Source organism: Gordonia otitidis (assembly GCF_020735545.1).
Lineage (GTDB): Bacteria > Actinomycetota > Actinomycetes > Mycobacteriales > Mycobacteriaceae > Gordonia > Gordonia otitidis.
The window spans coordinates 4,721,158-4,738,691 of sequence record NZ_CP085974.1 but is presented as its reverse complement, the minus strand read 5'-3'; the positions used below and the strand labels follow the sequence as shown (position 1 = coordinate 4,738,691).

General features: G+C 66.2%; 15 protein-coding genes. 12 read left to right on the top strand and 3 right to left on the bottom strand.

Annotated features, from left to right (window positions below):
- Positions 1–2,574 (bottom strand): alpha-glucan family phosphorylase, encoded by a 2,574-nt coding sequence (gene glgP, locus LK459_RS21510; RefSeq protein WP_227920673.1) that lies wholly within the window; start codon positions 2,572–2,574, stop codon positions 1–3.
- Positions 2,575–2,665: 91 nt separating this feature from the next.
- Between glgP and dop the strand changes: the two genes are divergently transcribed.
- The 11 genes from dop (at position 2,666) to LK459_RS21455 (ending at position 14,906) form a co-directional block, all read left to right on the top strand.
- Entirely contained in the window at positions 2,666–4,165 is a 1,500-nt protein-coding gene (gene dop, locus LK459_RS21505; protein WP_227920672.1) for a depupylase/deamidase Dop, read from the top strand.
- Between the two features lie 208 nt (positions 4,166–4,373).
- Positions 4,374–4,565 carry a ubiquitin-like protein Pup gene (locus LK459_RS21500; RefSeq protein ID WP_227923940.1) on the top strand — a complete coding sequence of 64 codons (192 nt, stop codon included), beginning with the start codon at positions 4,374–4,376 and terminating at the stop codon, positions 4,563–4,565.
- Entirely contained in the window at positions 4,562–5,443 is an 882-nt protein-coding gene (prcB, locus tag LK459_RS21495) for a proteasome subunit beta (RefSeq protein WP_227920670.1), read from the top strand. Before LK459_RS21500 ends, prcB begins: the two co-directional genes overlap by 4 nt.
- Complete coding sequence (gene prcA / locus LK459_RS21490) at positions 5,440–6,231, top strand: proteasome subunit alpha (protein ID WP_227920668.1); 792 nt, start codon at positions 5,440–5,442, stop codon at positions 6,229–6,231. Before prcB ends, prcA begins: the two co-directional genes overlap by 4 nt.
- Positions 6,232–6,275: 44 nt before the next feature.
- A complete protein-coding gene (gene pafA, locus LK459_RS21485; protein ID WP_039993282.1) occupies positions 6,276–7,634 on the top strand; it encodes a Pup--protein ligase in 1,359 nt (452 codons plus the stop codon).
- Between the two features lie 16 nt (positions 7,635–7,650).
- Positions 7,651–8,640, top strand: coding sequence for a helix-turn-helix transcriptional regulator (locus LK459_RS21480; protein ID WP_227920666.1), 990 nt, complete (start codon positions 7,651–7,653; stop codon positions 8,638–8,640).
- A complete protein-coding gene (locus LK459_RS21475) occupies positions 8,637–9,602 on the top strand; it encodes a helix-turn-helix transcriptional regulator (RefSeq protein ID WP_227920664.1) in 966 nt (321 codons plus the stop codon). The genes LK459_RS21480 and LK459_RS21475 overlap by 4 nt, the downstream gene beginning before the upstream one ends.
- Before the next feature lie 157 nt (positions 9,603–9,759).
- Positions 9,760–10,050: a Sec-independent protein translocase subunit TatA gene (gene tatA, locus LK459_RS21470; protein WP_227920662.1), complete on the top strand. Its 291-nt coding sequence runs from the start codon at positions 9,760–9,762 to the stop codon at positions 10,048–10,050.
- 20 nt (positions 10,051–10,070) lie between these two features.
- Positions 10,071–11,051 carry a twin-arginine translocase subunit TatC gene (tatC, locus tag LK459_RS21465; protein ID WP_007237183.1) on the top strand — a complete coding sequence of 327 codons (981 nt, stop codon included), beginning with the start codon at positions 10,071–10,073 and terminating at the stop codon, positions 11,049–11,051.
- A 5-nt stretch (positions 11,052–11,056) separates the two neighbouring features.
- Positions 11,057–13,870, top strand: coding sequence for a DEAD/DEAH box helicase (locus LK459_RS21460; RefSeq protein WP_227920661.1), 2,814 nt, complete (start codon positions 11,057–11,059; stop codon positions 13,868–13,870).
- Between the two features lie 181 nt (positions 13,871–14,051).
- Entirely contained in the window at positions 14,052–14,906 is an 855-nt protein-coding gene (locus tag LK459_RS21455; RefSeq protein WP_227920659.1) for a DUF4333 domain-containing protein, read from the top strand.
- On the opposite strand, the gene LK459_RS21450 is transcribed toward LK459_RS21455, so the two are convergent.
- Positions 14,907–15,872 (bottom strand): 5'-3' exonuclease, encoded by a 966-nt coding sequence (locus LK459_RS21450; protein ID WP_227923939.1) that lies wholly within the window; start codon positions 15,870–15,872, stop codon positions 14,907–14,909.
- 13 nt (positions 15,873–15,885) lie between these two features.
- Between LK459_RS21450 and LK459_RS21445 the strand changes: the two genes are divergently transcribed.
- A complete protein-coding gene (locus LK459_RS21445) occupies positions 15,886–17,046 on the top strand; it encodes a M24 family metallopeptidase (RefSeq protein ID WP_227920654.1) in 1,161 nt (386 codons plus the stop codon).
- Between the two features lie 43 nt (positions 17,047–17,089).
- On the opposite strand, the gene LK459_RS21440 is transcribed toward LK459_RS21445, so the two are convergent.
- Complete coding sequence (locus LK459_RS21440; RefSeq protein WP_007237189.1) at positions 17,090–17,494, bottom strand: PPOX class F420-dependent oxidoreductase; 405 nt, start codon at positions 17,492–17,494, stop codon at positions 17,090–17,092.
- Positions 17,495–17,534: the final 40 nt, after the last annotated feature.

The window sequence follows — 17,534 nt, the reverse complement described above, 5'->3', positions numbered from 1 at the left end:
TCAGGAAGGCATCGCGGGGGGCTCGCCCGCCGACGCCGGATAGCGCACCAGGCCGAGTTCGGCATCGTCGGTGAGCAGCGGGTGTCTGGGGAGCACCCGGGCGGTGTAGCCGAGCACCCCCGACCGGTACGGCGTGACCGCAGCCCGGTAGCGCGTTCGACCCGACGGGTCGGTCCCTTCGACAGGTTCCATCGGCGCGTGCACCGAGTCGTAGAGGTCGCCGTCGTCGGTCACGCGCCCGAGTACGGCCTGAACCGTCACCTCGTCCGGCGCGAGCTCGCCGAGGGAGACGTGGGCGGTGAGGTCGAGTTCGTCGTCGGGTGTGGTCTCCTCATCGATCCCGGCGATCGCCACCGACTTCCACGACGACGCGAGTGTCGACCGGTAGGCGGCGAGTGATCTGGCCTCCGCATAATCATCGGCACACGCCTCCTGATACGAGATTCCTGCCGGCACATAGAGTTCCAGCGTGTAGTCACGCACCATCCGCGACGCGAGCACCTTGGGGCCCAGGATCGCGAGCGTGTGCCGGACCATCTCCACCCACCGTATGGGGACGCCGTCGTCACGCGAGTAGAAGAGTGGTACCACGGTTTCCTCGAGTAGCGAGTAGAGCGCCTCGGCCTCCAGGTCGTCGCGGCGGTTCTCGTCCCCGACACCCTCCGCGGACGGAATCGCCCAGCCGTTCTCACCATCGGCCATCTCGTCCCACCACCCGTCGAGGATCGACAGGTTCAAGCCGCCGTTGAGCGCCGACTTCATGCCCGACGTTCCGCACGCCTCCATCGGACGCACCGGGTTGTTGAGCCACACGTCGCAGCCCGCGTAGATGTGTCGCGCCATCGAGATGTCGTAGTCGGGCAGGAAGACGATGCGATCACGGAGTTCGGGATCCTCGGTGAATTTCACGATCTGCTGGATCAGTGCCTTGCCGCCGTCGTCTGCCGGATGTGCCTTACCGGCGACGACGAGCTGCACAGGCCGTTCCGGGTCGGTGAGGATCCGACGCATGCGGTCGGGATCGCGCAGCATCAGGGTAAGTCGTTTGTACGTCGCCGCGCGTCGGGCGAATCCGATCGTCAGCGCGTCGGGATCGAACAGGTCGGCGGTCCAACCGAGTTCGGCGTCGGTGAAGTCGCGGTCGCGGCCGCTGGCGTATGCGCGTCGACGCACCTCGTCGACGAGCCCGGCGCGCAGTTCCGAGCGAATTGCCCACAGGTCGGACGCGGGCATCGCCTCGTACACCGCGGGCGCTGCGTCCTCGTTGCCCGCGCTGAGGTCCTGCCAGCGCCGTGCGACCCACGTCGGACCGTGCACGCCGTTGGTGACGGCACCGATCGGCACCTCGTCAGCGTCGAAGCCCGGCCACAGGTCGGCGAACATCTCGCGACTGACAGCGCCGTGGAGCTGCGAGACACCGTTGGACCGCTGGCCCAGTCGAAAACCCATGTGCGCCATGTTGAACACGCCTGGATCGGCCTCGTCGCCGAGTTCGAGCACCGTGGTCGACGACAATCCGGGAAGCAGATTCGACGAACCGTCGGGTCCCGGGTCGAGGTAGAAGCGGACCAGGTCGTCCGGGAAGCGGTCGATTCCCGCCGGGACGGGTGTGTGCGTCGTGAAGATGGTCGACGCGCGGACGACCGACTCCGCGGAGTCGAAGTCGAGTCCCGATGCGTCGACGAGTTCGCGAATTCGCTCCACACCGAGGAAGCCGGCGTGACCCTCGTTCATGTGGAAGACCGTCGGCTGGGCGCGGTTCTCGATGCGGACATACTCGCGCAGTGCGCGGACCCCGCCGATACCGAGCAGGATCTCCTGCTTGATGCGGTGGTCCTGATCACCGCCGTAGAGGCGATCGGTGATGCCCCGCAACTCGTCGTCGTTCGCCGCGATATCGGAATCGAGCAGCAGCAACGGGATTCGTCCCACGGTGGCCACCCACACCTGGGCGTGCAGGGTCCGCCCGCCGGGCATCGAGATCTCGATGATGACCGGCTTGTCGGCGGCGTCGACGAGCAGGGTGAGCGGTAGTGCGCCGGGATCGTTGACCGGATACCGTTCGATCTGCCAGCCGTCGTGCGACAGGCTCTGTCGAAAGTATCCGCAGCGATAGAACAATCCGACCCCGATGAGCGGCACGCCGAGATCCGACGCCGCCTTGAGATGATCACCGGCGAGGATGCCGAGACCACCCGAGTAGATCGGCAGCACCTCCGAGATACCGAATTCCATGGAGAAGTAGGCGATTCCCTCCGGCATCGGATTGCCCGACGCGGCGTGGTCGCCATACCACTGTGGCGCCGTGCAGTACTCGTCGAGGTCGGCGCGCAGCGCGGTGAGTCGGGCCAGGAATTCCGTGTCGGTGGACAACTCGACGAGTCGTTCCGGCGACACCTCGGCGAGCAACCGAAGGGGATCGCCGGTCGCCTCCCAGCGGTCGGGGTCGACGAGGGCGAACAGATCCTGGGTGGGCGCGTGCCACACCCAGCGCAGGTTGTGGGCGAGAACTGCGAGATCGGACAGGGGAGCGGGCAGCGGAACCCGAACGGTGAACCGGCGGAATGCTTTCACGTGTAGAAGGTCCCACAGGAGCGACGACGGTGCGACCGCTGCGCGGTGGTGGGTCCGACCTTTCATCCGACCGACATCTAGTCTCAATACCATGCAGCGAATCATCGGCACCGAGGTCGAGTACGGGATCTCCGCACCCGGCGACCCGACCGCGAATCCGATCATGACGTCGACACAGGCGGTGCTCGCCTACGCGGCGGCGGCCGGGGTGCCGCGCGCCAAACGCACCCGCTGGGACTACGAGGTCGAATCACCTCTTCGCGATGCCCGCGGCTTCGACCTCGGTCGCGGCACGGGACCTGCGCCGATCATCGATGCCGACGAGATCGGTGCCGCCAACATGATCCTCACGAACGGCGCGCGCCTCTACGTCGATCACGCCCACCCCGAGTATTCGGCACCCGAGGTCACCGACCCCCTCGACGCCGTGATCTGGGACAAGGCAGGGGAGCGCGTGATGGAGGCCGCCGCCAGGCACGTCGCGAGCGTGCCCGGTGCACCACGCCTCCAGCTGTACAAGAACAACATCGACGGCAAGGGCGCGTCCTACGGCACGCACGAGAACTACCTGATGAGCCGCGACACCCCGTTCACCGCGGTCATCGGTGGCCTCACCACGTTCTTCGCCTCGCGTCAGATCATCACCGGATCGGGGCGCGTGGGCATCGGCCAGGCCGGCGACGAAGCCGGATACCAACTGTCGCAGCGGTCGGATTACATCGAGGTCGAGGTGGGACTCGAGACCACGCTCAAGCGCGGCATCATCAACACCCGCGACGAACCCCACGCCGATCCCGAGCGCTACCGCCGACTCCACGTGATCATCGGCGACGCCAACCTCGCCGAAACCGCCACCTACCTCAAGGTCGGCACGACCTCGCTTGTGCTCGATCTCATCGAGGCCGGCGTCGACTTCTCCGACATCGAGTTGGCACGTCCGGTGTCGGCCGTACATGCGATCAGCCACGATCCGACACTGCAGGCGACCGTCGCATTGACCGACGGTCGAGAGGTCACGGCACTCGCGCTGCAGCGCGAGTACCTCGAGCGCTGCGCGAAGTTCCACGAACGCGAGAACTCCGACGATGCGCGTGCCATGGATGTGCTCGCCACGTGGGCTGATGTCCTCGATCGTCTCGAGCGCGATCCGATGGAATGTGCAGACATCCTCGACTGGCCCGCCAAGCTACGCATCCTGGAGGGCTTCCGACAGCGCGAGGGACTCGGGTGGTCGGCCCCACGTCTCCAGCTGATCGACCTTCAGTACTCCGACGTGCGACTCGACAAGGGCCTCTACAACCGCCTGGTGGCACGCGGCTCGATGAAGCGGCTCGTCGACGAGGCAGACGTGACGCGCGCGATCACGGAGCCTCCCGAGAACACGCGCGCCTATTTCCGTGGCGAATGCCTGCGCCGTTTCGGCGCCGACGTGGCGGCCGCGAGCTGGGATTCGGTGATCTTCGACCTGGGCGGCGACTCGCTGGTGCGGATTCCGACCCTCGAACCCCTGCGGGGGAGCAGGGCACACGTCGGCAAACTCCTCGACTCGGTGCACTCCGCATCCGAGCTGGTCGATCAGCTCACCACCTGATCGGATCCCGACGCGACACGTGTTCAACCTCCTTTTCGCAGTCCGCACCGGTAGTGTGGGTTCACGAGCTGGATTTGTCTGCGCCGCACCGCGATGCAGCTGAACGCGACACGCGAGTCCGACGAACGTCGTCGCTGATGTGCACGAGCGGTGAGCAGCGACGCAGGCACGCGGAGCGTGAGGCTTCGTGACGAACAAGGGAGTGCAGATGGCGCAGGAACAGACCAAGCGCGGCGGTGGTGGCGACGACGGCGAACTCGGCTCCGACGGCGGTGCGGGCCAGGAACGTCGAGAGAAGCTCGCCGAGGACACCGATGATCTGCTCGACGAGATCGATGATGTGCTCGAGGAGAATGCCGAAGACTTCGTGCGCGCGTACGTGCAGAAGGGCGGCCAGTGAGCGAGACGTTCAGTTCACTGTCCCCGTCCGGTCCCACAAGGAGTTCCCACCCCACATTCGGCGCCGACATCTCGTCGTTCACCGACTTCCTCCGGGTTCATGCCCCGGATCAGTTGCCGCAGGCGCGGGCTGAGCGCATGGGCACCTTCACCTCGACCACCGACACCTCCGAGATCCCGCATGGCACGACGATCGTGGCGGTGAGCTTTCCCGGTGGTGTGGTGCTCGCGGGCGATCGACGCGCGACGATGGGCAACATCATCGCCACCCGCGACGTGCAGAAGGTCTACATCACCGACGAGTACTCGGCCGCCGGGATCGCAGGTACCGCAGGCATCGCGATCGAGATGGTCAGACTGTTCACGGTCGAACTCGAGCACTACGAGAAGATCGAGGGAGTTCCACTCACACTCGACGGCAAGGTCAGCAGGCTGGCCTCGATGGTGCGCGGCAATCTTGGTGCTGCGATGCAGGGGTTGGCCGCCATCCCGCTGCTCGTCGGCTACGACATCGACCACGACAGTCCGACCGAGCGTGGCCGCATCTTCTCCTTCGACGTTGCCGGTGACCGGCACGAGGAGTTCGGCGGCTACCAGGCGATCGGCTCGGGCTCGGTGTTCGCCAAGTCGTCGCTGAAGAAGCTCTACCGCTCGGATCTCGACGCCGATTCGGCTCTGGCGATCGCCGTCGAATCCCTCTACGACGCCGCCGACGACGATTCGGCGACCGGCGGTCCGGACATCGTCCGCAAGATCTTCCCGACAGCGGTCATCGTGAGCGCGGAGGGCGCGCGGGAAGTCGCCCCCGCTGACATCGAGACGGCAGCACGCGCGATCATCGAGCGTCGTGCGGCTGAGCATGAGGAGGCACCGCGATGACCTTCCCGTACTACGCAAGTGCCGAGCAGATCATGCGCGATCGCTCGGAACTCGCGCGCAAGGGAATCGCTCGTGGTCGCAGTGTGGTGATCCTGACCTACGCCGACGGCGTGCTGTTCGTCGCGGAGAACCCGTCGAACACGCTACGGAAGACGAGTGAGATCTACGATCGGATCGGATTCGCAGCCGTCGGCAAGTACAACGAGTTCGAAAGCCTGCGCAAGGCGGGTATCCAGCTCGCCGACATGCGCGGCTACTCCTACGACCGCGCCGACGTGTCCGCACTGTCGTTGGCCAACACCTATGCGAACGCCCTGGGTTCGGTGTTCACCGAGCAGGCAAAACCATACGAGGTCGAGTTGTGTGTGGCCGAGGTGGCCCGCTACGGCAAGCCGAAGCCGTCGCAACTGTTCCGGATCAGCTACGACGGGTCCATCGCGGACGAGACACGCTTCATCGTAATGGGTGGTGCGACGGACGCCATCTCCGCGGCGCTTAGGGACAGCTACGAACCGGATCTTCCGCTCGCAGATGCTCTGAAGATCGCTGTGGAGGCCTTGTCGGCACCGACCGAGGGCACCAACGGATCGCCAACGGCGCCACGCGAACTCAACCCTGGCGATCTCGAAGTGGCAATCCTCGACCGCAATCGCCCACGTCGTGCGTTCCGACGGTTGACCGCCGCATCCGTCGCCGACCTGCTGCCGGCACCCGCTGGCGAGTCGACCGCCTCCACCAACGGGGGAGACGAGGGCAGCGACGCCTCCACGGATTCGAGCGCGTCCTGATCGCGCAACCGGTCTGCGTCGGACTCCGCGGGTAGGGTTGAGGAGTGCAACGTCGAATCATGGGCATCGAGACTGAATTCGGTGTCACCTGCACCTTCCACGGCCACCGCCGACTGAGTCCCGACGAGGTCGCCCGATACCTGTTCCGCCGGGTCGTGTCGTGGGGGCGCTCATCGAATGTGTTCCTCCAGAACGGAGCGCGGCTCTACCTCGACGTAGGGTCGCATCCGGAGTACGCGACTGCCGAGTGCGACAGTCTCATCCAGCTCATCAACCACGATCGCGCGGGCGAGCTGGTGCTCGAGGACCTTCTCGTCGACGCCGAACAGCGCCTCGCCGACGAGGGCATCGGCGGCGACATCTACCTGTTCAAGAACAACACCGACTCTGCGGGCAACTCCTACGGGTGTCACGAGAACTATCTCGTGGTCCGGGCGGGCGAGTTCTCCCGGATCTCCGACGTCTTGCTGCCGTTCCTGGTCACACGACAGTTGATCTGCGGCGCCGGAAAGGTTCTCGCCACGCCGAAGGCGGCGACGTTCTGCCTCTCCCAGCGCGCGGAGCACATCTGGGAGGGTGTGTCGTCCGCGACGACCCGCTCCCGCCCCATCATCAACACCCGCGACGAACCGCACGCCGATGCCGAGAAGTACCGACGACTGCACGTCATCGTCGGCGACTCCAACATGTCGGAGATGACGACGCTCCTCAAAGTCGGGTCGGCAGCGCTCGTGCTGGAGATGATCGAGGCCGGTGTCGCGTTCCGCGACTTCGCGCTCGACAATCCGATCCGGGCGATCCGTGAGGTCAGCCACGACCCCACGGGCCGACGCCCGGTCCGCCTCGCGGGCGGTCGTCAGGCCACGGCGCTGGAGATCCAGCGTGAATATCACGCGCGAGCCGTGGAGCATCTGGTCAATCGCGCGCCCGACCCCGAGATGGACATGGTGGTCGATCTGTGGGGGCGCATGCTGGACGCCGTCGAGAGCGACGATTTCTCCAAGGTCGACACCGAGATCGACTGGGTCATCAAGCGCAAGCTGTTCCAGCGCTATCAGGACAAGTATTCGATGGAATTGTCGGACCCGAAGATCGCGCAGCTCGACCTCGCCTACCACGACATCAAGCGCGGGCGCGGCGTGTTCGACCTGCTGTCGCGCAAGGGACTCGTCACCCGCGCGACGACGGATGAGGCGATCAAGACCGCGGTCAACGAGCCTCCCCAGACGACGCGGGCCAAGCTGCGCGGTGATTTCATCTCGGCTGCGCAGAAGGCCGGCCGTGACTTCACCGTCGACTGGGTGCATCTGAAGCTCAACGACCAGGCCCAGCGCACGGTGTTGTGCAAGGACCCCTTCCGCAGCGTCGACGAGCGCGTCGATCGCTTGATCGCGTCCATGTAGTCGTAAGCTGCAGGGCGTGGTTACGTCGAAAGTCGAGCGTCAGATCAACCTCGTGATCTGTCTGCTCTCGACCAAGCAGTACGTCACCGCCGAGTACATCCGCCGCAACGTGTTCGGCTACCAGGACCAGGACCGTTCGGCCGAGGCCTTCAACCGGATGTTCGAGCGTGACAAGAACGATCTGCGCGATCTCGGTGTGCCGCTGGTGACCGGTCCGTCGCCGGAAAGCGGCGTCGAGGGGTACCGCATCGATCCCGAGACGTATTCGTTGCCCGACATCACGCTCGACCGGGAGGAGGCTGCGGCGATTGCGATGGCCGCAGCTCTCTGGGACAACTCCGATGTCTCGACCATCTCACAGACGGCCGTTCTCAAACTCCAGGCGGCTGGGATCGATGTCCGTGCCGACGACGAGATCGGTGTGGCAGCGGTTTCTCAGCGTTCACTGGGCGGCGAGCACTCGCTTGCTCCGACGCTGGCGGCCATCGACGCCGGGCAGGCCATCACATTCACCTACCGGGCGGGCTCGACGTCGTCCGGCGAGACCCGCACACTCGAGCCGTGGGGTGTGGTGACACACCGGGGTCGGTGGTACGTCGTGGGCCATGATCGCGACCGCGACGCGACGCGCACGTTCAGGCTCAGCCGGATCAGCGATGTCGCGACCGCTGGTCCGGTCGGCGCAGTGCACCGACCCGACTACACCGACCTGCAGCAGATCGTGGCCGATGCCGTCGACGCCGCGTCGGGTTCGGACGGCCGGGCTGCACGCGTCTGGGTCGCGCAGGGCCGCGCAGCGGGCCTCCGACGTCTCGCGTCGTCGACCACGCCGGCCGTCTTCGACGGCGAGCCGGGCGACGACCTCGTCATCGACATCAGATCGCTGGGCACACTGGCGAGGATGATCCTGGGCGCGGGCCCCGACGCCGTTGTTCGGGAGCCGACGGAGTTGCGCGATCTCGTGGTGGCGGGGCTCGACCGGATCGTCGGGGTGAACGCCTCATGACGAGTGCGCAATCGCGCCGGTTGACTCGACTGCTTGCGCTGGTCCCGTACTTCTCCACCCGCGGTGGCATCTCGGTGGCACAGGCTGCCGGGGACCTCGGCGTCACCGAGACCCAACTCCGCAAAGACCTCGAGCAACTGTTCGTGTGCGGTCTGCCGGGGTATTACCCCGACGATCTGATCGAGCTCGAGTTCTACGAGGGCTATGTCAACGTCGGGTTCACCGCAGGGATGGATCGTCCGCTGAGATTGACGGGTGCCGAGGCGAGCGTGCTGCTGGTCGCGCTTCAAGCGCTGGTCGACATGGCTGGTGTCCTCGACCATCAGGCTGCGCGGCGCGCGATCGCCAAGATCGAACAGGCCGTCGGCAAGTCTCTTCCGGCCGTCGCCACGGTGACCGATGACGAGGACGCCGAGGAGAATCCGACATTTGCCGCGGTACGCACCGCTGTCGCACAGAAGCGAGCACTCGACCTGACGTACTACTCCGCTACCCGTGACACGGTCAGCGAGCGAGTGGTCGACCCGATCCGCCTGCAGGGACTGAACTCCAACACCTACCTCGAGGCGTGGTGTCGAGGCAGCGAGGGTGTGCGCCTGTTCCGGTTCGACCGGATCGAGGCCGCGCAGCTGCGCGACGAACCGTCGACACCACCGGTCTCCGCGGAGGTGACGCAGCAGTCGGCGGTACTCGGTGACAATCCCGACCATCGGTCGGTCGATATCGACATCGATCCCGAGCAGGCGTGGGTACTCGACTACTACCGGATCGAGCAGCTCGACGACGTGTCCGCCGACCGCAACCCAACCGCACCGATCAGGGGTCGCCTCGCATACGGCTCGCCCGAGTGGCTGACCCGGTTCCTCCTGGGATTCGGCGGTACTGTGCGCGCCGTCGGGGATGAACGGGTCGACGACGCGGTGACCGGCGCCGCGCAGGCAGCCCTCGCGCGGTACCGGTGAGCCTGCAGCCGCCGAGACCTGCGGGGTCCGCTGACACGCCGCGACCCGGCAAGCTCATCACTGCGAGGGTAGGGTGCGTCGGGGGCCGGATCTCGGAGCTCGCCCTGGGCTGGCATCGCGGTACGATGGCTGAGAATACAAGCGGAAGGTTGTTCTGATGGGTGCAATGTCGTGGTGGCACTGGCTGATCGTGCTGGTGGTGGTGCTGCTGCTGTTCGGCTCCAAGAAGCTTCCCGACGCGGCGCGTGGTCTCGGTCAGTCGCTGCGTATCTTCAAGAGCGAAGTCCAGGAGATGCAGCGCGACGGCGACAACACGGCGCCCGCCGCTCCGAAGTCGCCCGACGAGGCTACGCCCCAACGCGAGCTGCCCCGGTCGGAGACCGGGACCACCGATACCGGTACCGCCGCAACGCAACCCACCCCGGATCAGACCAAGAAGTCGGCGTAGCCGCGTACCGGGACACCTGAGTGCGGATTCCATTCGACCCGAGGTACCGCAAGCGCAAACTCAACCCCGACGGCACGATGCCGTTGGTGGAGCATCTATTCGAGCTGCGTACCCGTCTGCTCATCTCGATGGCCGCGATCGTCGTCACGACGATCCTCGGCTTCGTCTGGTACTCCTACGGGATCTTCGGACTGCCCACCCTCGGTGATCTGCTCCGCGAGCCGTACTGTTCGCTGCCCGCGTCCTCGCGAGCCACGTTGACCGCGGACGACTCGTGCCGGTTGCTCGCTACAGGCCCGTTCGACCAGTTCATGCTGCGGCTCAAGGTCGCGCTGACCGCGGGAGTCGTGCTGGCTTGCCCGGTGTGGCTCTACCAGATCTGGCAGTTCGTCACTCCGGGTCTGCTCGACAAGGAACGCAAGTACGCGATCTCGTTCGTGTCGGCGGCCGCTGTGCTGTTCGTGGCGGGCGCCGTACTCGCATACCTCGTGGTCGCGAAAGCCTTCCACTTCTTGCTGACTGTCGGAAACAACGTGCAGGTCACAGCGTTGGCAGGCGACCAGTACTTCGGCTTCATGATCCATCTGCTGATCATCTTCGGGGTGAGCTTCGAGTTGCCTCTGCTCATCGTGGCCCTGAACACTGTTGGCGTGCTGCGTTATCCGCGGCTCAAGGCCTGGCGTCGCGGGTTGATCTTCGCACTGTTCGTGTTCGCTGCCGTCGTGACTCCCGGTCAGGATCCGTTCACCATGCTCGCCCTTGCGTTGGCCCTCACCGTGCTGCTCGAGGTGGCCATCCAGTTCTCCAGGATCAACGACCGCCGACGTGCACGCAACGAGCCCGATTGGGCGTCCATCCCCGACGATCAGGCCAGCCCGCTGCCGGACGTGTCGCCACGTCCCCGGCCGTCATCGGTCGCCGGGGCGTCGCCGGTGGCCACCGTGCCGGCGACGGGTCGTACCTCGGTACGCGACGCATCGACCTTCGACGACGTCCTCTGACCGTGATGTCCGCTGAGCACACGGAGTTCGACCGCTTCGCGGAAGGACTGTCGTTCCATCTCGACGACTTCCAACGTGTGGCCTGCCACGCGCTCGAGGACGGGCGCGGCGTCCTGGTGTGTGCACCGACCGGCGCCGGCAAGACGATCGTCGGCGAGTTCGCGGTGCACCTGGCCCTGGCCAGCGGAACCAAGTGCTTCTACACGACGCCGATCAAGGCACTGAGCAACCAGAAGTACGCCGATCTCGTTGCGGTGCACGGCAAGCAAGCGGTCGGGCTCCTGACCGGCGACAGCTCGATCAATTCCGACGCTCCTGTGGTCGTGATGACCACGGAAGTGGTCCGCAATATGATCTACGCCAATTCGCCGGCACTGCAAGGCCTGTCGCACGTCGTGATGGACGAGGTCCACTTCCTCGCGGATCGCTTCCGGGGCGCGGTGTGGGAAGAGGTGATCCTGGGTCTAGACCCGTCGGTGCGCGTGGTGAGCCTGTCGGCGACGGTCAGCAACGCCGAGGAGTTCGGTGACTGGATTCAGACGGTCCGGGGCGAGGTCACGGTCATCGTCGACGAGCACCGGCCGGTTCCGCTCCAACAGCACATGCTCGTCGGCTCGCAGATGTTCGATCTGTTCGACCCGCACTGGCAGGGCGGAGGCAGACCGCAGGTCAACCCCGAGCTCAAACGCTACATCCGGCACAGGATGCTGCTCGCCGACGAGCGGGAGGGTGCTCGTGGACGTGACCGGCGATCAGGCCGGGGCCGAACACGGTCGCCGGCGCGGGGTCGTGGACCGGGAGCACTGGCACGCCCGCAGCTCGTCGCCCGTCTCGACCGCGAGGGGTTGCTGCCGGCGATCGGTTTCATCTTCTCCCGCGTCGGATGCGATGCCGCGTTGGCGCAGTGCCTTCGATCAGGGTTGACGCTGCTGACCCCTGAGGAGTCAAGCGCGGTCGACGAGGTCGTCGACCGCCACATCACCGAGATCGCGCCGGGAGATGCCGACGTGCTCGGAGTCGACGAGTGGCGGGCGGGTCTGCGCCGTGGGTTCGCCGCGCACCACGCAGGCCTTCTCCCAACCTTCCGGCACACGGTGGAAGAGCTCTTCGTCAAGGGCCTGGTGCGGATGGTTTTCGCGACCGAGACACTCGCTCTGGGCATCAACATGCCTGCGCGATCGGTCGTGCTCGAGCGCTTGGTCAAGTTCAACGGCGAATCGCACGTCGACCTGACACCGGGGGAGTTCACCCAGCTGACCGGTCGCGCGGGACGTCGAGGAATCGACGTCGAGGGGCACGCCGTCGTGGTGTGGACGCCCGAGCTGGTACCCGAGCAGGTCGCCGGCCTGGCGGGGGCGCGGACCTTCCCCCTGCGCAGTTCCTTCGCGCCCGAGTACAACATGGCGGTCAACCTGATCGGTCGGCGGGGACTCGCCGGATCGCGTGAGCTGCTGAACCGGTCGTTCGCACAGTTCCAGGCCGACCGCTCCGTCGTCGGACAGTCCCGCAAGGTCGACGACATGTACCGCAGGTTGCGCAAACTCGATGTCGAACTCGCGGGCGCGGCGACGAAACGGGGGATCGAGCCGGGCAGTATCACCGGACTCGACGACGACAGCACCGACGACGACCCCCGGGATCCGTATCGCGGCTTCCTCGGTTACGTGACGCTTCGTGAGGAGATCCGCAGGCGAGAACGTGACCTCAAGTTCCGCAGCCGCGTCGCCTCCCAGGAGTCGACGGTCGCCGACCTCGCTGCGCTCAAGCGCGGACATGTCATCGGCGTGCCGGGCGGCCGCCATCGCGGACTCGCGGTCGTGCTGGAACCGGCGACCCAGTCGGCCGACCCCAAACCGCTGGTACTCAGCGAGGACGCCTGGTGCGGTCGAGTGGGTACGCGCGATTTCGTCAATCCGCCCGAGGTCCTCGGTCACATGAGGTTGCCCAAGAATCCCGATCGCCGGACGGGACGTGGTCGGCGCGACCTGGCATCGGCGCTGCGGTCGACCGGCATCGAAATGCCGCGCGGTCGACAGAAGAAGAGAGCGTTGGCCGCCGACGACACCGAGTTGGCTCGTCTGCGCCACGAACTGCGCGCACACCCTGCGCACCAGATCGCCAACGGTGACGACCTGTTCCGACTCGCCGAGCAACGTAATCGACTGATCCGTGAGATCGTCTCGGCCGAACGCGCGATCGACGAGCGCACGTCGACGCTCGGCGTGACCTTCGACAGGATCGTGGGCGTGCTGATGGAGTTCGGTTACCTCGAGAAGGTTCGTAACGAGGTCGAGGTCACGCCGACCGGGCACCTCCTCAGTCGTATTTACAGCGAGAGTGACCTGCTGGTGACGGAGTGCATCCGCGCCGGGATCTGGGACACGCTCGGGCCGGCAGAGCTCTCGGCCGTCGTCGCCGCGATGGTCTTCGAGTCGCGACGCGACAGCCACGCGGGCGCCGATGCCATGCCGGGCAACACGGCGTTGCGCACTGCGATCGCCGAAACCGTCGACATCTGGCATCAGGTCACCGATGTGGAACGCCGACACGGTGTGTCGCCGACACGCGAACCGGACACCGGGTTCTCGATCGCGGTCTCGCTCTGGGCTTCAGGACGGTCACTCACGGAATCGCTGGCTGCTGCGGGGGAACGCGGCCAATTGCTCTCACCCGGTGACTTCGTACGTTGGAACCGGCAGGTCGTCGACCTGCTGGAACAGATTCGACTAGGCGTCGGCGACGACGCGCCGCTCGCTCGCTCGGCTCGCTCGGCGGTAGGCGCAATCCGTCGCGGTGTGGTGGCCGCGGAGCTCGGCTGAGGTCACAGGGAACTCGCTGCCACAGGCTGTACCGCCTGAACGACCACGAGGATCCGCTGCGGTAACCTTCACTTCGCATAAGGGTCGGCGGCGACGTCACGGGAGACATACGTCAGGCCGCGGAACCGGATCGTTCGACATGCCCACCGGCACCACTGCCGGCTGATCGGAAGAGAGACGTATGAGCCAGCCGTACGAGCCCGAAACTCCAGGCGACAAGTCCCCGGCCGACAGCCAGTCACATCAGGGTGGTCACCCCGGTGAGCAGCAGCCCGGTCAGGGTCAGCCCGGCCAGGGCCAGGCTCCGCAGTACGGGCAGCCCCAGTACGGTCAGCCGCAGTATGGGCAGGGTCAGCCTCCCCAGTACGGTCAGCCGCAGTACGGGCAGGGCCAGCCTCCCCAGTACGGGCAGCCCCAGTACGGTCAGCCCCAGTACGGACAGGGCCAGCCTCCCCAATACGGGCAACCCCAGTACGGTCAGCCGCAGTACGGGCAGGGCCAGCCTCCCCAGTACGGGCAGCCCCAGTACGGACAGGGCCAGGCTCCCCAGTACGGGCAGCCCCAGTACGGTCAGCCCCAGTACGGACAGGATCAGTCCCCCCAGTACGGGCAGCCGGTCTCCCAGGGTGAAGCGGCAACGCAGCCGGGTCAGGTCGGTCAGCCGGGCCAGCCCGGCGATCAGTTCTCTTCGATGACAGTCAAGTCCGGTTCCTCGAAGCGCACGCGGACGGCGATATTCGGGGGCATCGGAGCTCTCGTCGTCATCGCTGCGATCATCCTGATCACGGCATTCGCATGGCCCGGTTGGGCGCCGAAGTCATTGGACCAGAACGCGGTACAGGACGGCGTGAAGCAGGTTCTGACGAAGGACTACCAGGCGACCAACGTCACGGACGTGTCGTGCCCGTCGGGACAGAGCGTCGAGAAGGGCCACTCGTTCACCTGCACGGCAATGGTCGGCGGGCAGAAGCAGCAGGTGAAGGTGACAATCCTCGATGACGACGGCAAGTACGAGGTCTCACGCCCCACGAGCTGATCAGCGCACGCGCAACTCCCAGCCGAGTGCATCGGCGAGCCTGCCTACCGACGCTCCTATGCGCAACTCTTCGATCAGGTTCGCAAGCCTGTCGGGATCCGCTGGTGCACTCGGCAGATGGTCGTCCGGTCGGCTCTCGACGGTCGGCGCGTCGGTCCGTACCGTCACGACGGTGCGAGCGGCGCGCAGATACGCGGTGGAATCGCGAAGTGATGAGCGCACCCGCGGCGTGAGAGTGCTCGACGTGTCGAGCGCCGCCTCCTCCAGCGCGTCGAGGTCGCCGTACGCGGTGATCAGCTTCGCCGCGGTTTTCTCGCCGATTCCCGGTACTCCGGGCAGGCCGTCGGACGGGTCGCCGCGCAGCATGGACATTTCCGCGTACGCGGTTCCCGCGCGTTCGACCGGTACCCCGTAACGGCCGGCGACCTCGGTCGGTCCCATCAATTCCGCCTTGGCCAATCCGCGTCCCACGTAGAGGACTCGGACAGGCACGGGATCGTCGGCGACCACCTGCAATAGGTCGCGATCGCCACTGACGACGATCACCTCGTCCTCGGACTCAGCGGCGGCGAGCGTCCCGATCACATCGTCCGCCTCGCACCCTGTCGCACCCGAGGTCGTCAGCCCCGCGGCGGCGAGCACGTCGAGGATCATGGCAACCTGCGGGGTGAGGGTGTCGGGAACCTCCTCGACATCCACGTCTTCCGCGTCGTCGGAGCCCGTGTGTGGTACCTCCTGCGCCACCCGATGTGCCTTGTAGGACGGCAGAAGCTCCGTCCGGAACGTCGGTCGCCAGTTCAGGTCGAGGCACACGACGAGTCGAGTCGGCTGATGTGCTGCGACAAGTGAGGCGATCGTGTCGACGAAGCCGCGGACCGCGTTGACCGGCCGCCCATCGGCTGCGGTCAGTTTCTCGGGCAGCGCGTGAAACGAGCGGAACCACAGGCTTGCGCCGTCGAGCAGCATCACAGATCCGGCCATGTCCCAACTCTGCCATCCGCGTAGGCTTCGACTCGTGACCGCCACTGCAGAAGAGCGTTTCGACGCGGAAGTCTATCGGCGCCGTCTCGCGCGCGCCGCTGTGCTGACCGGTAAGGCAGGGCTCGACGCGCTCATCGTCGCTCCGGGACCGGACCTGCGCTACCTGACAGGTTCGCGCGCCGACACGTTCGAACGTCTCACCGCTCTGGTCATCCCCGCTGCAGGCACAGCTCGGCTCGTGATCGCACGTCTCGAACTCGCTTCCGTCCGCGATTCCGCAATCGGTGAACTCGACGTCGACGTCGTCGACTGGGTCGATGGCGACGACGCCCACGCTCTTGCGCTCGAGGGGTTGCCGACGCCATCGGCGGTCGCGGTGTCCGAATCGATGCCCGCCCTGCACCTGGTGCCGATCGCCGATCGGTTGGGAGCCACACCGACATTGGCCACCCCGGTCCTGCGCCAGCTGCGAATGATCAAGGACGACAACGAGATCGCAGCCCTGAGGCGAGCCGGCGCCGCGATCGACCGGGTGCATGCACGGATGGGCGAGTGGTTACGCCCGGGACGTACCGAGGCCGAGGTCGCCGCAGACATCGCCGAGGCCATCGTCGCGGAGGGCCACACCGAGCCGGAGTTCATCATCGTCGGGTCGGGTCCGAACGGCGCCGACCCCCATCATGAGCAGTCGGATCGGGTGATCGAACCCGATGACATCGTCGTGATCGACATCGGCGGCCCGGTCGAACCGGGCTACAACTCCGACTCCACCCGCACCTACTGTTTCGGGCCGCCGTCCGATGACACCGCACGTGTCTATGCCGCACTCGAACTCGCCCAGCGCACAGCGGTCGCCGCGGTGCGGCCCGGCGTGACAGCCGAGGAGGTCGATGCCGCCGCCCGTGACGTTCTCGTCGACGCCGGATTCGGTGAGAACTTCATCCACCGAACCGGCCACGGCATCGGATTGTCGGTTCACGAGGAGCCGTACATCGTGAGCGGCAACGGCCTCGTACTCGAAGCGGGCATGGCGTTCTCGATCGAGCCCGGCGTGTATTTCCCCGGACGCTGGGGCGCGCGCATCGAGGACATCGTGATCGTGACCGACGACGGTTGCGAGCCCGTCAATGTGCGCCCGCACGAATTGCTGGTGCTCTGAACCGATCCGAGTGCGGTCCGGCGAACTGACGCGACCTGCCGGCTCAACCGTCGAGCAGTGAATGTGAACCGAGCACGCGGCGCACGTCGATCTCGATGACGACCCGCTCTGGATTCGGCTTCGGCTCCCGATACCGCTCGGCGTAGCGTCGTTCGGCCTCTCCGACGTGACCGCGGTCCCGATACACCGTCGCCGGTCCCTCGAGCGTCAACCATCGCGGACCGTCGACGTTGGTCACCGAGGCGTAGCCGGCCCGCTCGCAGTTGCGGACCTTCTGGGAGCCGGAGCGCGTGATGACGCGAGCTATCCCGCTGGCGGGATCGTAGGTGAATCCGACGGCGACGACGTGCGGGGTGCCGTCGGGTCTCAGAGTCGCGAGTGTCGCGAGGTGTCGTTCGCCCAGGAACTCGAGCGCTGCAGGACCGAGGTCGTCGGGAGTACGCGGCATGTGGGCAACGATAGTCACCGCCGTGATTCGGCCGGACACC